The organism is Nitrosopumilus sp. b3, assembly GCF_014078525.1.
In the GTDB taxonomy this organism is placed as follows: domain Archaea; phylum Thermoproteota; class Nitrososphaeria; order Nitrososphaerales; family Nitrosopumilaceae; genus Nitrosopumilus.
Window position 1 is genome coordinate 111,049 of record NZ_MU078697.1, and the last position, 14,403, is coordinate 125,451.

At 32.8% G+C, this 14,403-nt stretch carries 17 protein-coding genes and 1 pseudogene; 8 read left to right on the plus strand and 10 right to left on the minus strand.

The features are described from left to right. Positions 1-7 precede the first annotated feature (7 nt). A complete protein-coding gene (locus C6990_RS10005; protein WP_182130962.1) occupies positions 8-1,363 on the plus strand; it encodes an NOP5/NOP56 family protein in 1,356 nt (451 codons plus the stop codon). Continuing rightward, positions 1,314-2,024 carry a fibrillarin-like rRNA/tRNA 2'-O-methyltransferase gene (locus C6990_RS10010; RefSeq protein ID WP_182130964.1) on the plus strand — a complete coding sequence of 237 codons (711 nt, stop codon included), beginning with the start codon at positions 1,314-1,316 and terminating at the stop codon, positions 2,022-2,024. The genes C6990_RS10005 and C6990_RS10010 overlap by 50 nt, the downstream gene beginning before the upstream one ends. On the opposite strand, the gene rnhB is transcribed toward C6990_RS10010, so the two are convergent. Then, the gene (gene rnhB / locus C6990_RS10015) at positions 2,021-2,641 is read right to left on the minus strand and encodes a ribonuclease HII (RefSeq protein WP_182130966.1); all 621 of its coding nucleotides are present in this window, start codon (positions 2,639-2,641) and stop codon (positions 2,021-2,023) included. The genes C6990_RS10010 and rnhB overlap by 4 nt on opposite strands. Before the next feature lie 60 nt (positions 2,642-2,701). Between rnhB and C6990_RS10020 the strand changes: the two genes are divergently transcribed. Next, positions 2,702-3,850 carry a tRNA (guanine-N1)-methyltransferase gene (locus tag C6990_RS10020; protein ID WP_182130968.1) on the plus strand — a complete coding sequence of 383 codons (1,149 nt, stop codon included), beginning with the start codon at positions 2,702-2,704 and terminating at the stop codon, positions 3,848-3,850. Here C6990_RS10020 and C6990_RS10025 read toward each other — a convergent pair. The 3 genes from C6990_RS10025 to C6990_RS10035 are packed head-to-tail and all read right to left on the minus strand — an operon-like array spanning position 3,840 to position 5,741. Beyond that, on the minus strand, positions 3,840-4,433 hold the full coding sequence (locus tag C6990_RS10025; protein ID WP_182130970.1) for an RlmE family RNA methyltransferase: 594 nt from the start codon (positions 4,431-4,433) through the stop codon (positions 3,840-3,842). The two genes, C6990_RS10020 and C6990_RS10025, sit on opposite strands and share 11 nt — an antisense overlap. Further along, positions 4,430-5,224 (minus strand): helix-turn-helix transcriptional regulator, encoded by a 795-nt coding sequence (locus C6990_RS10030; RefSeq protein ID WP_182130972.1) that lies wholly within the window; start codon positions 5,222-5,224, stop codon positions 4,430-4,432. The genes C6990_RS10025 and C6990_RS10030 overlap by 4 nt, the downstream gene beginning before the upstream one ends. A 55-nt stretch (positions 5,225-5,279) precedes the next feature. Beyond that, a complete protein-coding gene (locus C6990_RS10035; RefSeq protein ID WP_182130974.1) occupies positions 5,280-5,741 on the minus strand; it encodes a hypothetical protein in 462 nt (153 codons plus the stop codon). 103 nt (positions 5,742-5,844) lie between these two features. Between C6990_RS10035 and C6990_RS10040 the strand changes: the two genes are divergently transcribed. The 4 genes from C6990_RS10040 (at position 5,845) to C6990_RS10055 (ending at position 11,505) form a co-directional block, all read left to right on the plus strand. Further along, positions 5,845-7,938, plus strand: a complete 2,094-nt coding sequence (locus C6990_RS10040; protein ID WP_182130976.1) for an AAA family ATPase — start codon at positions 5,845-5,847, stop codon at positions 7,936-7,938. A gap of 98 nt (positions 7,939-8,036) precedes the next feature. Further along, on the plus strand, positions 8,037-10,163 hold the full coding sequence (locus C6990_RS10045) for a biofilm-associated protein (RefSeq protein ID WP_182130978.1): 2,127 nt from the start codon (positions 8,037-8,039) through the stop codon (positions 10,161-10,163). A gap of 38 nt (positions 10,164-10,201) precedes the next feature. Beyond that, positions 10,202-10,714 carry an adenine phosphoribosyltransferase gene (locus C6990_RS10050; protein WP_182130980.1) on the plus strand — a complete coding sequence of 171 codons (513 nt, stop codon included), beginning with the start codon at positions 10,202-10,204 and terminating at the stop codon, positions 10,712-10,714. Beyond that, positions 10,714-11,505: an S-methyl-5'-thioadenosine phosphorylase gene (locus C6990_RS10055; protein WP_182130988.1), complete on the plus strand. Its 792-nt coding sequence runs from the start codon at positions 10,714-10,716 to the stop codon at positions 11,503-11,505. Before C6990_RS10050 ends, C6990_RS10055 begins: the two co-directional genes overlap by 1 nt. Here the strand turns inward: C6990_RS10055 and C6990_RS10060 are convergent. From C6990_RS10060 to C6990_RS10085, 6 genes are all read right to left on the minus strand, one after another. Next, positions 11,502-11,786 (minus strand): hypothetical protein, encoded by a 285-nt coding sequence (locus tag C6990_RS10060; RefSeq protein WP_182130990.1) that lies wholly within the window; start codon positions 11,784-11,786, stop codon positions 11,502-11,504. The genes C6990_RS10055 and C6990_RS10060 overlap by 4 nt on opposite strands. A gap of 8 nt (positions 11,787-11,794) precedes the next feature. Further along, positions 11,795-12,193 carry a hypothetical protein gene (locus C6990_RS10065; protein WP_182130992.1) on the minus strand — a complete coding sequence of 133 codons (399 nt, stop codon included), beginning with the start codon at positions 12,191-12,193 and terminating at the stop codon, positions 11,795-11,797. 22 nt (positions 12,194-12,215) lie between these two features. Continuing rightward, positions 12,216-12,569, minus strand: a complete 354-nt coding sequence (locus C6990_RS10070) for a hypothetical protein (RefSeq protein WP_182130994.1) — start codon at positions 12,567-12,569, stop codon at positions 12,216-12,218. 34 nt (positions 12,570-12,603) lie between these two features. Continuing rightward, entirely contained in the window at positions 12,604-12,822 is a 219-nt protein-coding gene (locus C6990_RS10075; RefSeq protein WP_182130996.1) for a hypothetical protein, read from the minus strand. 385 nt (positions 12,823-13,207) lie between these two features. Continuing rightward, entirely contained in the window at positions 13,208-13,402 is a 195-nt protein-coding gene (locus tag C6990_RS10080) for a hypothetical protein (RefSeq protein ID WP_182130998.1), read from the minus strand. A gap of 202 nt (positions 13,403-13,604) precedes the next feature. Continuing rightward, complete coding sequence (locus tag C6990_RS10085; protein WP_182131000.1) at positions 13,605-13,907, minus strand: hypothetical protein; 303 nt, start codon at positions 13,905-13,907, stop codon at positions 13,605-13,607. A gap of 277 nt (positions 13,908-14,184) precedes the next feature. Here C6990_RS10085 and C6990_RS10090 point away from each other — a divergent pair. After that, positions 14,185-14,403 (plus strand): annotated as a pseudogene (locus C6990_RS10090) (DsbA family protein); the annotation flags it as partial.

Here is a 14,403-nt window from a genome sequence, read left to right on the forward strand (position 1 = left end):
ACTAGTCATGTATTCTGTGATATTAACAGAATTTGGAATCTCAGTTTTCAATGATGACAAGCTTGAAAAATCATTTCCTTTCTCAAATCCAGTTAAAGAATATCTTTTAGTAAAAAACAAAGAATCAAAACTTAATGAATTAATCAATTATTTAGCTTCAATTCAAAGAGGAGTCTCCGTTAGTGATGAAGCACTACTTGCAATTTTAAAAAAACATTCAATTGATTGTTATTTGATGGATGCAGCACAATTAGATAATGTTCAAGCAACAAAACCACAAATTATTGTAGATTCTGGCTTTGCCTCTAATTTACAAGACACATTAGGAAAACTAAGAGAGTTTGCTTTGGGAATTTCATCATCCAAAGTAACAGAGGTTTCTGAAAGTCCGGATCTTCACATCATTCAAGCAATTAATTCATTAGATGAGATTGACAAGATTGCAAATGGTCTAAGTTCAAGACTTCGGGAATGGTATGGATTACACTTTCCAGAATTAGATAACATTATTGACAGCATTAATGGATATGCACAAATTGTTCTTGCTGGAAAACGAGAATCATTAACAAAACAAGTTTTTGAAGAAGCAGGGTTTCCAGAATCAAAAGTAGAGATGTTGACTTTAATTTCTTCAAAAAGTAGGGGAGGAGATATTTCAGATGTCAATTTAGCTATAGTTCAATCAATTGCAAAACAAATTTTAGATTTTCATGAATTACGTAAAAAACTTGAAGAGCATGTTGAAACTGCCATGCAAGAAATTGCACCAAATCTTTCAGCAATTCTTGGAAGTGCAGTAGGTGCAAGAATTTTAGGAAGAGCTGGAAGTCTCAAGAGATTGGCATCATTACCTGCCAGTACAATCCAAGTACTGGGAGCTGAAAAAGCATTGTTTAGATCATTGAAGACAGGTTCTCAACCTCCAAAGCACGGATTATTGTTCCAGCATGCTATGGTTCATGCAGCTCCCAGATGGCAAAGAGGAAAAATTGCCAGAGCAGTTGCTGCCAAAGCCGTAATTGCTGCGAGAGTAGATGTCTACGGAGAAGGACTAAACCAAACACTTCTTGAAAAACTCAACATCAGAGTAGATGAGATTGGAAAAAAGTATGAAAATCCAACTGAGAAATACATGAGAAAACCCCAAGAATTTAGGCGTGAAGGAAGGGGCTTTGGAGATAGAAGAAGAGAAGGTGGAGATAGAAGAAGAGAAGGTGGAGATAGAAGAAGAGAAGGTGGAGATAGAAGAAGAGAAGGTGGAGATAGAAGAAGAGAAGGTGGAGATAGAAGAAGAGAAGAAGGCGGTTCAAGAAATGAAAGATCAGGTTCAAATAAAAAGAGAAAGAAGTTTGGAAGAAGATAATCAATCATATTTTTGGATAAAATCAGAAGGCGAAAGAAAACTAGCTACTGAAAATTTAGTTCCAGGAAATCAAGTGTATAAAGAAAAATTAATTATCAAAAAAGGAGTAGAATATAGATTATGGGATGCATTTAGGAGTAAATTAGCAGCAGCTATAATGAATGATCTTGAATATTTCCCATTTGAAAATAAAAGTATAGTTCTGTATTTAGGAGCCTCAACTGGAACTACGGTTAGTCACATTTCAGATATTGTAGGTCCTAGTGGAATAGTTTTTGGTGTAGAACATGCGAGTAGAGTGGCAAGAGATTTTCTCGATAGAGTCGCATCATATAGAAAAAACATCATTCCAATATTACAAGATGCAAGAAAACCAAAAGAATATTTTTCAGTCTTTGGAAAAGTAGACATCATATATGTCGACATAGCACAACCAGATCAAACACAAATTGCATTAGATAATTGTGAGATGTATCTAAAAAAAGGAGGTTATTTCTTTTTAGTCATCAAGACACGTAGTATTGATGTTACAAAATCACCAAGAAGAATTATTGAAGAGGAAACTGAGAAGCTAAAAAAGAATTTTGATATCTTGCAATCAATTGATTTGCATCCATATGATAAAGATCATGCAATGGTAATTGCAAAATATAAAAATTAATTATTTCCAGTTATTTTTAGAACGGGTTTCCAGCTTTTACGCACAAAATTAGGCAGGGCATGATTATTTTTATAATATTTAGTCACAAATTTCACTGTTATAGAATCTGAAGGATACCCACTACCCAAATCATGATTTCTTCTTAACTTTGCAATTGCTTTATCTCTTGTAACTTTAGCAAGAATAGATGCAGCAGAGACTACTACAAATCTACTATCTGCGCGATGATATGATCTAATTTTATGATTGTCAGATAGTTTGGAGATTTCTTTTCCAAATCTAGTGGGATTTACATCACAGGAATCCACATATGATATATCCGGATTTAATTTTGAAACTACTTTTGCCATGTATTTTGCCTCTAAACCATTTAGGCAGTGTTTCTTTACACTAGCATCAATTAATCTAGGAGAAATTTTTGCAATATAATAATCATCTACGATTTCAATAATTTTTTTGTATAGATGTTCACGTAGTTTAGGAGTAAGTTTTTTTGAATCTTTTACACCTAATGCGCTTAATTTTTTCATATTTTTTTTATCAATTAACACTCCAGCTATTACTAATGGGCCCAACATAGGACCACGTCCAGCATCATCTATACCACAGATTTGCACGAATTGTGTCTTAATGCACAAGTATTAAACCGTTATAGGATTAGAAAAAATGAAAAATAATTGGAATTTCCAGATGAAACTTTTCAAGAAATAATTGAAGGTACAACAAAACTACTAGTTCCAAAAAAATCAATTACCGATAAAGTTCCACCAAAAAAACCTGCATTCTTTAATCCAAAAGCTAAAGTGAATAGAGATTTTTCCATTATTGCATATGCATCTTTTCTAAAGAATTTTCAAGGACCAAAAATTTTCTTAGAAGGATTATCGGGAATTGGTGCAAGAGGATTAAGAGTTGGAAATGAGTTAGATGTAGAAAAAATTGTAATAAATGATCTAAATCCCACCGCACTAGAAATGTCAAAATATTCAGCCAATCTGAACAATTTAGAAAATATTAAATTTTCTGAAAAAGAAGTATGTAGATTTTTGAGCAAATATTCAAAAAAAGGCAAAAGAGGTTCAATTGTAGATATTGATCCCTTTGGTTCTCCTGCAGCATTTTTTGACTGTGGGATTAGAGCAACGATGCATGGAGGAATTTTGTCTACTGCAGCTACGGATCTTCAAGTTCTAAATGGGCTTTTTCAGAGTGCCTGTAAGAGAAAATATGGTGGAATTCCAGTAAGAACAGAGTATGGAAACGAAATAGCCATTAGACTGATTTTAGGTTGTCTAAGAGCAGTTGCAGGAAGACTAGGTGTAGAAATCATACCATTATTTGTGGAAAGTGAGATGCATTACTATCGAACCTATGTCAAAGTTCTAAACAGACCAGATCAAAAAGAAAATTTAGGATACATTTTACACTGCAAAAATTGTGGCCATAGAAAAATATCATTAGAAAAAGAAAATGAATGTAATTTGTGCAATCAGCAATTCAATATTGCTGGTCCTTTATGGATAGGAAAAATTTTTGATAAAGAATTTATTCAAAACATGATTTTTGAAGTTCCAAATTTCCAAATAGATAAAAATTGTGAGAGGGTACTTGGAAAATGTCTTGCAGAATCAGAAATGCCTGCAACTTATTTTACATTAGACGAGATTGCATCAAAAATGAAATCATCCCCACCTAAACTTGAAAATGCAATTTTAAATTTACAAAAAAATAATTTTCAAGCAAGTATCACATCATTTAGTCCAACAGGGTTTAGAACAAATGCCAAAATTAATGAAATAATTAAAATATTTCAGACTATCCAATAAATCCTAAACAAACAAGATATAGTTCACTACTTTGTTTTCTACTAGCATTAGGTTTTGTGAGATTTATTCTAGAAAATTTTTTCTTTACATAGTCTCTGAATTCCATAGAATACTCACCGTCAAAAACTTTGAAAACAGCATTTCCTTTGTTTGCTAAAACCTTGTCCATTATTTTGGTGCAATCATAATTTAATGAGATTTGTTTTGCATGATCAACTGTCCAATTTCCACTAACTTGAGGAGAAAGATCACAAACTACAGCATTAACTTTACGCCCAAAATAATCCATCACCTCATCAACTACATGCTCATCTTCAATATTTTCTCGAATAATATGGGCTCCGGGAATTTCTTCAACATAGGATAAATCAACACCCATCACTTTACCTTGATTTCCTGCTAATTTTACTGCCATCTGAGTCCAACCTCCAGGAGCACAACCAAGATCAAGTACGTAGAATCCAGGACCAATAATTCGATAAGATTTGTTTAGTTCTTGTAGTTTGAAAGCTGCTCTACTGCGATAACCCTGCTCATGAGCTAATCTTCGGTAATGATCTTTTCGTGCATCAATTAGTTTCATTTGGCCTTCGCAGGTTTTTTCATCTCGGCAATTACCCAGTCTTCAATAAACTGACAGTTTCTAGGACTAATTTCGCCTTCAAGTGAGCATTTCTGTTCAACAGGACAAACCAAGCATGGAGCGTTTTCGATTGATTGAGTACTGATTGGAGTTTTCTTTAAAATTAGTTTGTAAGTCCAACGTCCTTTTTCTAAAAGTTTTTCTCTATAAATTGTCCCCATCCTTTCAAGCTTTAATGCTAAACGTGAACCATCACGACTTGTAAGTTTAAGTTTTTTCCATAGCTCACTTTGAAACATTCCTTCAGATTCGCGTTCTGCAAGTATATCACAGACTTTGTTTGTAAGTCTCTCCATGTCAACTTTTTCAATTTGGAAATTTTCAATTTCTTCATCAGAAAGTTGCTCTTCTAATTCTTCTTCTAATGTTTTTTCTGCTTCTTTTTTGGCTTCCTCTAATTCTTTTTTAGTTAATTTTTTCTCTTTTGGTGGTTTTGCTTCGGCTTTTTTCTTTACTGGTTTTGCTTTAGCTTTTTTCTTTGCTGGTTTTTCTTCAGTTTTCTTTGCGGGTTTTGCTTTAGCTTTTTTCTTTGCTGGTTTTTCTTCAGTTTTCTTTGCGGGTTTTGCTTCAGCTTTTTTCTTTACTGGTTTTTCTTCAGTTTTCTTTGCTGGTTTTGCTTTAGCTTTTTTCTTGGGAGATGAATCTAGGATTTTCTTTTTCTTTTTTAATTCATCTAATTCTGCTTTAATTTTTGCAGCTTCATCAGTTAGAGTATCTTTTTTCTTTGCCATCAAATCACCTCATTTTTTAAATTCAAATTCCTATTTATCATAGAAAAATTCATGCCTATTTAACAGTAAATGTTCCCCTAGTTGAGATAGTCTGTAACTGTTTTGAAACCATTTCTGCTACAATCTCATATGAGCCTGGAGAGTCAATGATTTTAGAGAATTCATCATTAATTGGAATTGTTCCGGTTCCGTCACCAAAGCACTGCTCAAAATATCCACCTTGAGTAATCACATCATTTGATGAAGAGTAAATTGTGACGTATAGATCCCCACAGTCAAAAGATGCATCATCAATTTCAATTTGAATTTCGACAGGTGCTGTTGTGGAGTACTGTTTTGCAAGACCAATTATTTCAATCGGAGATTTATGGCTTGAAAATCCTTCAGAGAAAGACATTGGCCACATGTTTAATTCCCTGCCAGGTTTATCCAAGATATCATTCATTACAGCAGATCCAAATACAATTGAAAATATTACAGGTAAGACAAATACTAGAAAAATTTTTTTAGACACCATTTTGTTTTAAGATCTGTGATTCCCTTATATCTATTTAGCAAAATTCTAAACTTCAGATCAATTTGACGAATGAGTTAAATCGTAGACAACTAAATATCGCTAGATGCGACTTAGAAAATTCAGAGTTAGAGCATATCGTTGTATTCATGATTCTGGAGAGATTACAGTAGGGGATCTAGCTGCCTTTGTAGGTAGAAATGAAAGTGGTAAAACAACCATACTTCAGGCATTAACCTTGCTAAACAGAGACGAGGTAGTATCAGAATTGGATCTATGTGATGAAATGGATGATGAATTAAAAAATGAGATAAGATTAGCAGAGGGAGAATTTGATCTAAACCAGCATGAGAGAGATTTGATTAAAGAAAAATTCCCAAGTTTGCCAGAAATTAAAAAAATTAAATTGGTCAGAACAAACAGAAGACCAGATGTTCAATACGAATTTGAAGATATTGAACTTAGTGAAGATGAAAGTCAAGGAATCAATTCATGGGAAAATTTCTCAAGACAAATTTTAGGATTTTTTGATACAATTCCAAACCATCTAAGAATACAAATCGATACGAAATTTTTTGAAGGACCAGTTCCAAAGAATCAAGAAACTTTTGATAGTGGGATGGCAGAATTCAGTAATCAGTTTCATGTAATTGCAATTCAGGAACCAAAAGTTATTGAAGAATGGGAAAAAATCTATGAAAATCCAGAAAACCAATTTTCAAATTTACTTAGTGGTGAAAGCATAAAAACAGCCTTGGAAAATTTCATAGCATCGGATTTACATCCAAGATTTGTATATTTTTCAGATTACAAAAAAATCTATGGCAACATCAATCTTAATGAATTTCTCAGGGAAGAAAGAGGAGAAAGAGCAGATTCAATTGAATATATTGAAGAATTTGATAAAGCAGAGACTGTAAGAAATCTATTTTATCTTGCTGAACTTGACATGAAAGAACTAGACGAAGTAAAAGAAAGCCCTTCACAATGTATCAAACTTTTAAATGCTGCAAGTAATAGATTGACCAAAAAACTAAATCCTGCATGGAAGGGTGACCCAATCCACGTAGATTTAAGATACAATCCAGGAAACATTATGAGTGTAGTAATTTCAGATGTCCATAAAGACGGAACAATAACAAACACAGGGTTACTAAATAGAAGAGCAGAAGGATTCAAATGGACATTTTCATTTATCGTAAACTTTGCAGCTGAAACTCAAAGGGCTGAATTAAAAGAAGCATTATTGCTTTTAGATGAGCCTGCTAGAAATCTTCATCCGACTCAGCAAATGGGAATTTCTGATTTGCTAAAAAATTTAGCGGGTTCAAATCAAGTTCTATATGCAACACATTCTCCATTTATGATATTTGATTATACACCTGGTAACTTGCTAGTAGTTGAATTAGATAAAAGAAAACATCTCAGTAGGATCTTTTATGATTATTGGAATGCAGATGATAAAACATTAACACCAATTTTGTATGGATTATCTAGAGGACAGGTAGAATCCATTGTAGATAGAGAAATTGGAACCAATTCCAGACCAATAATAATTGTGGAGACAATGTCAGATGCTATGTATCTTAATGCATTTGACAAATTTTTACAAGATCCAAATATTTCAATGAATCCTCTTAATGTTGTAGCAGCTTATAACAAAAATTCAGTTTTACCATTGGCAATTTTTTACAGAAATCACGGATACAGAACATTTGTGCTTTTAGATAATTCAGAAGAATCAAAGCAAATTTCGGCTCAACTAGTATCAAATGAGTTTTCATCCATTCAGACCATATTCTTTGAAAGAGAAGGAAAGAAGCTAGAATCAATTGAAGACTATATTGCACTAGAGGATTATCTGCATCCAGTCAATCAGACTTATGAAATAAAGTTAAGGCGTGAAGGGTTTTCAAATCTTACTCCTGAGGAAGTCATATCAAAAGAAGGTAAAGGAGTTTTGGAGAAGTTGAAAAAAATATGGCAGGACCACAGGGAAGATGATTGGGGAGAATTTGATAACGAAGAGATCACTAGATACATTTGTGAAAAGATAGCCCTTGAAGATACTGGTTTTCTTACAGACAAAACAAAGGATCAGTTTAGATCATTGTACAGATTAATTGCTGAAAGAATCAGACAATATCAAAATATTGCATCCAAGCCTGACCCATCTAAATTTCAAAAGGCCAAAGCTTAAGATTTAAGAAGTTTGCTTATGAAAGATTCTGAATCAAAAAATAATAATGCAGGAAAAAGGGTTTAAGGTTTAAGAGAGAGATGAGTAATTTGGAAAACATGAACAAGTCCTCAATGAGAGGAATCATCCTTTCAATTGTAATTTTACTTTCAATCACATTTGCAGTAATTCCATCTTATGCTCAAGAAATTGATGTTTCAAGTATAGCTCTTGAAGAGACCACAATACTTGAATTAAAAAATGAACAGGACCAAGACATCAATACGTTTAGGATTTGGGTTGGTAGTGATTATAGTTTCCAATCTTTTAAAACTGAAAAAGGATGGGTAGGGGAAAAAACACCACAGGGAGTTATAGTGTTCACATCATCTGAGCCAATCAAAAAAGGAGAATCTGTCAAATTTGGTGTTAAAACAGACAAAGTAAGTTCCGGAATTAATTGGAAGGCATTAGATGACAAAGATAAACAGATTGACACGGGTAAAGCATTACCAAAAGAATTATCAAAAGTGGTTAAAAATCCAGACAATGTTCAAGTTGAAGAAAATTCAGGTTTCAGCATTTCTGAAGAGTCAATATTTAGAATAGTTCCAGAAAAACCAAATGTTGGTTCATCAATTAGAGTTACAGGAGATAAATTCGGAGCATCTCAAGAATTTGATTTCTATATCAATTCAAAAAAGATTGGAAATTTTGTGACAGATAAAGATGGTCACTTTATGACTTCAATGAAAATTCCAGAAGATCAAAAAGCTGACAGGGCAGATTTTATCATAAAGGACAAAGAAGGTGAAGAAAAGAAAATTAGTATTAGAATAGGTGAGATTGAAAACAGAATTCCCGAAGAGAATATCAAACTAACAATTCAAGGTATTCCAAACGTTGTACATAGAGGAGATCTACTAGAAATTTTCGGAACAGGTTCCCCAGGAAAGGGAGTTTCATTGACTATAAACTCACCAGATGGAGAAGTTATCAGGACTAGAACGGCAGAGATTGACAGTAAAGGAAACTGGATGATCGAACCACTTATTGTTCCACTAGATAGACCATTTGGTAAATATACCGGAGTTCTTTCAGATGGTAAAACAAACAAATCAGTTAGCTGGACAATAGAATCAGACAAAGTAATTATTATCACTCCTACAAGTTTGAAATTTGAACCAGGTGAAACTATAACGTTTAACGGAACAGCATTGCCAAACAAACCAATAGAGTTAACACTTGAGGATCCTCTTGGGAAAGAAGTATTTTCAGACATTTTTGAAATTGATGAGTCAGGTGAAGTAGAATTTGAATATCCAACTCTTCAGAGTACAGCAGAAGGAACATACACGTTAATTGCGACACAAGAAAAGAATAAAGAATTAATTTTTGTAGGACTTGGGCAATTACCCTCAATTCCGGTAAATATTGAATTTGATAAATTAAGTTACAAATCTACTGAAACTGCAACCATTACAGTTTCAGGTAAGGCATCAGAGATTGTATCATTATTAATAATTGATCCTGCAGATAAACCAAAAGGAGACACAGTATCTATCCAGCTGCAGCCAGATGGCAGAGGTTCTCATTCATTGGATCTTGATGGATACGCTTCAGGGGTATACTCAGCAGTTGTTAGTAAAGGAAGTGCTAAAAGTACAGAGATTTTTGCAGTGGGATTACAAGTAGGATCAGGCGAAATTGACATCAATACAACAAAAACAGAATATCATCCAGGAGATCCAATTTTAATTTTAGGCAACACCAGTCCAAACGTCATTCTAACTATTTCTTTGTGGAATCCAGATGAAAAACAGATCAAGGAAAGAGAATCATTCTCAGATAAAAACGGTAAGATTTCTGAAGAATCATTTAGAATACCTTCTGATGCTAAAACAGGAACATGGAAGATTCATGCAAAAAGCGGTTCAAACTTTGACACTGTAGAACTTGATGTTCTTGCAGTAACACAAGAAGGAATGATAGTAACAATTGTCGATAATCCAGATACTTATTTAGGAAAATCAAAAAATATTCAAATTTTTGGAGCATCACAAACTGTTGCAATAGAAATTCTTTCATCTGAAGGAATAGTGATTGAAAACTTGTCAATCCCCGCATCAAAAGCAGGGGAAATCAATCTCCCATGGTTTGTTCCTTCAGAAACCGAACCTGGAACATATACAATCAAAGTTTCAGATGCATTCAATTCTGCTGAAACTACTTTTGAAATAAACTAGTATCAAACAATTTTATTTCACCTCAGAAGATACCAGTCATGAATTTAAAAGACAAAATAGCAGAATACCCAAATTTTCCTAAAAAAGGAATTTTATTTAGAGATTTTAGTCCAATTTTGAAGGATCCTTCAGCATTATCTGAAATTGCAGATGAGTTTTCTAAGTATTTTCATACTAAAGATATCGATGTATTTGCAGGAATCGAATCACGTGGATTCATTCTTGCATGCATTTTAGCGTCTAGATACAAAAAAGGAATGATGATGATTAGAAAAGCAGGAAAATTACCTGGAAAGACTGTAAAGTTGTCGTACACTATTGAATATGGGAAGGACACAATTGAAATTCAAAAAGACATTATTGAGAAAGGGCAAAAAGTGTTGATTTGTGATGATTTACTTGCTACAGGAGGAACAGCAAAAGCTTCTGCAAAACTTATTGAAAAGGTGGGTGGTAAAATTACCGGTTTTGCATTCATCATAGAGTTAACAGACCTTAATGGAATCAAAGGAATAAGCAATTACAATTGCAAGTCACTGGTGAAGTATTAATGGAAAAGGATGTAGAAATTGGAATTTTTGGAGGGACGGGGATTTATGATTCAGGGTTACTCAAAGATGCACAAGAGATTGATATCGATACACCATACGGAAAGCCATCAGATACTATCACTGTAGGAATTTTTAATGGACGGAAGATTGCTTTTCTCCCAAGACATGGGAAAAAACATTCTATTCCTCCCCACATGATTAATTTTAGAGCAAATATTTGGGCTTTTAAAGAATTAGGCATTACAAGAATTATTGCGCCATCTGCAGTTGGAAGTCTTAAAGAAGAATTAGAGCCAGGACATTTTGTTTTACCATCACAATTTATAGATTTTACAAAATCAAGAAAAGGATCATTTTCTGAAGAAGGAAGAGTGATACACATTTCAGTTGCAGACCCATTTTGTCCAGAATTGCAGTCATCCATTATCAAAGTAACAGAAAAACAAGATTTGAAAATGCATAAAGATTGCACTTATGTCTGCATTGAAGGTCCAAGATTTTCAACCAAAGCAGAATCAAAATTTTATAGAACAACAGGTGCAGACATTATTGGAATGACATTAGTTCCTGAATGCCAGTTAGCTCGTGAAGCACAAATGTGTTATGCGTCAATTTCAACAGTAACAGATTATGATGTATGGGCAGAAAAACCTGTTACAGCTAAAGAAGTTTTAGAGACCTTATCAAAAAATGTAGAAAAAACAAAGGAAGTGTTAACAAAATTAATTGATCAAATTCCTAAAACTAGAAGCTGCTCGTGTGCTAAGGCGTTAGAGGAAGCAGAATTTTAGTCATCAACAAATGACTCTTTTTTAAGACCCTCAGGAAGTGTAAGATCTCCTTGAAGTAAATTCCTTTGAAGTGAGTCTATAACTTCATCAACATCATATCCTAATTTTTTTAGTTCTTTTTCTGTAGCATCAGAAAGCTTTGCACCAACATTTTGTCCCCCAATTCTGCCAAATGCAATAGCGGTGAAACGAAATTCATTATTATCCAAAGTGAAATTTCCAGTAATTTTCGCAGCCATCTGGCTTCCATGAATATTATTAATGTGAACTTTAAGATCCATTTTAGGAATTAAATTTCTACGGCCTTGTTTATGTTATCATCAATTAAAAAGCTCCAATGCTTTTCATCTTCAATTTTATAATTATTTATTTTGAGGGGAATGATTTTCTCATCTAAGCATTCATGCTTTAGTTCGCCATTTTCTTTGAGTCTCACTAACTTCCATTTGTATTTCCCTTGTTGTAATTTGCATATTGTCACTCCCCATTTTGCATCAGCATCAATTTTTGGCATTCCAACTAGATCTGCAATTTCCTCAATGCCTAATTGTTTTTCTTCACAAAATCTTTTCTTGCAAACACCACATCTCCAAACATCAACAGAACCTATAGTTCTCTCATCTACATTGATGTTTACTACTCCAAAGTAAACTGGCTGATGCTTGCAGGTTTCAGGGTCAACACTCAATGTTGGTCATCCATCAATAGCATTATTTAGTTCTTGCATCATCATAAGGCTTTTCTAAAATTACTCCTATATTATCAACAATTTTATTTCGTCCAAAAGATCGATTTTCTCGTTCACATAATTTTCTATACATATTGATGGCAGTGAATCTAGGATGCATTGCTTCAAACTCAGTTTCAGAAATATCAATAAATGCACCCAAAGTCATTAAATCTCTAGATGCTTTTTTAGCAACTTCTTCAGATATTTTTAATTTTTCAGCAATTTTTACCGGAGACATTTTACCATAACATGTAATTAACAAATAGACTTTGGCTTGAACAGATTCTAATTTAATTTCAGAGATCAAATCATTTTCAATTTTTGAGAGATCCATCATTTAGAAAATAAGTTACAACGAAATAAATGATCTATTTTTTGACTAATAGTTTCTTAGAAATTTTTAAAGAGAATCCCATTGCAATAAAATGAACAAAAGCACCCAATATCACACCTAAAAAGAGATTATCAAGAATCATCCACACGACAACAAATGTAGAAAGTGATGGAATAGTAACAATCAATGCAATTACTGTGCCTTTTATTGCAATCTCACGAATTGATAGTTTTGTAGACTCTTTATCAGTCAATGGTAAAAATTTTAAAAATGGTAATAAAAACCAAAGATTAGTCAGAAGATATTGACCAATTTTTCTACTTGATTTTTATCAAAAAAGACTCAAATGTATTCTGCCCTAAATGTCATGTTGAAAATATTAAGATTACATTGAAAAAATACCCTAACCATTTATTATTTGTGGGCATTGTCAATCAACTTTTAGAATAATTGGTGCTTATCTTGTTGCTAGCGGATTATTAGACTAGTAACAATTTTTTATTTTTCTAACAAAACAAAATTCGAATCGGGGAATCCAAAAGGATCATGATTATTTTTTTGAAAAGTATCAAGCCTGAAATTACTATATGTTCAAATATTTTTAATACAATTTTTTAATGTTATACTTCACTATTAATTCAAAAGTTACTGGTAAGATGCGATTCACCTTGTATAACTCCAAACTTTTCAAGGTCTTGTGCAATCATCTGGTATTGAACAGAATCACGATCCCACACTTCCTCTAACAAATAATTTTGTATCGATGTAAAGATGAATGTCTTAGGAAGCAGATAACAGTCATCTAGACATAGTATGACCCAAAGATCAAACATTGATTTGATTACTCAAATCATTTTCTTTCTAGTTGGCTATTACCCATATTGTATGAATGAAAATAATATAAACATATGATCAAAATTATCATGTCTGATATTAGGATCAAAAATTGAAATTTTTAAGTTAAATTATATTTCATAAAGAAATTATTTCCAAGAAAGGTTCAAGCATTTTAGGAATTGAACTAAAACTAGACGATTAAGATTCTATCTCAAACCCCATATTTCTCAAAATTTCCTGAATAACTGTAGGGATAATATTTGATTGCTGTTCTTTACCAAGTTCTAATCTGGCCAATTCAGCAAACTCTTCTAATGAAGCATCACAGAGTTCTATGGAATGATTTTCTCTAATACAATTTTCTAATTGAAGTGAAACTAATTCCTGAATTTTTTTAGATTTCTCAGGATCTATCTGTGGATTATTTACAGAATACGCTTCATATGCCACAAATGATATTATAGCTGCCAGAATTATAATGCCGATGATTTTTACTGTCACTAATATTCTAAATTTTTTATGAACTTAAGCATATTTGTATAGTGAAATTAGTGTTCAAACTATCCATGATTATATAATTGATCAAAGTTTTTTGTCTTTGTTAGACATGTAGATTATTGCACATTTAGATGAACAAAAATCACTAGCCCTATCATCAAATTCCTTTTTACAATAATTACAAACTTTCATCATAGATGATGTCACAACATCCTAATTAACAGTGTATTTTACAATTGTAAAGCCATGTAATTATATTTCTTGAAAAATTATTGGAATTGTGGATGATTTTGAATTTGTTGAAGATAAAACACAAAATCCAAAAATAATTTTAAACAAATCAACATTCAACAAACTAATTTTTGCAATAGTTTCAGTTGCTATTGTCTCTGCATTTCTAGGTGGCTATGTAGTTGGGGGAGAAACAGCAGAACCAAAAGAAGTCATTGTTAGAGAAGCCGTTCCAACATCTCAAGCAAAACCAACTTCACAAGAACAG

What these genes read in the sequence shown, in the direction of transcription:
- C6990_RS10005 (WP_182130962.1), top strand. Translation starts at nt 8, where the DNA reads ATGTATTCTGTGATATTAACAGAATTTGGAATCTCAGTTTTCAATGAT.
- C6990_RS10010 (WP_182130964.1), top strand. Translation starts at nt 1,314, where the DNA reads ATGAAAGATCAGGTTCAAATAAAAAGAGAAAGAAGTTTGGAAGAAGAT.
- C6990_RS10025 (WP_182130970.1), bottom strand. Translation starts at nt 4,433, where the DNA reads ATGAAACTAATTGATGCACGAAAAGATCATTACCGAAGATTAGCTCAT.
- C6990_RS10030 (WP_182130972.1), bottom strand. Translation starts at nt 5,224, where the DNA reads ATGGCAAAGAAAAAAGATACTCTAACTGATGAAGCTGCAAAAATTAAA.
- C6990_RS10035 (WP_182130974.1), bottom strand. Translation starts at nt 5,741, where the DNA reads ATGGTGTCTAAAAAAATTTTTCTAGTATTTGTCTTACCTGTAATATTT.
- C6990_RS10040 (WP_182130976.1), top strand. Translation starts at nt 5,845, where the DNA reads ATGCGACTTAGAAAATTCAGAGTTAGAGCATATCGTTGTATTCATGAT.
- C6990_RS10045 (WP_182130978.1), top strand. Translation starts at nt 8,037, where the DNA reads ATGAACAAGTCCTCAATGAGAGGAATCATCCTTTCAATTGTAATTTTA.
- C6990_RS10050 (WP_182130980.1), top strand. Translation starts at nt 10,202, where the DNA reads ATGAATTTAAAAGACAAAATAGCAGAATACCCAAATTTTCCTAAAAAA.
- C6990_RS10055 (WP_182130988.1), top strand. Translation starts at nt 10,714, where the DNA reads ATGGAAAAGGATGTAGAAATTGGAATTTTTGGAGGGACGGGGATTTAT.
- C6990_RS10060 (WP_182130990.1), bottom strand. Translation starts at nt 11,786, where the DNA reads ATGGATCTTAAAGTTCACATTAATAATATTCATGGAAGCCAGATGGCT.
- C6990_RS10070 (WP_182130994.1), bottom strand. Translation starts at nt 12,569, where the DNA reads ATGGATCTCTCAAAAATTGAAAATGATTTGATCTCTGAAATTAAATTA.
- C6990_RS10080 (WP_182130998.1), bottom strand. Translation starts at nt 13,402, where the DNA reads ATGTTTGATCTTTGGGTCATACTATGTCTAGATGACTGTTATCTGCTT.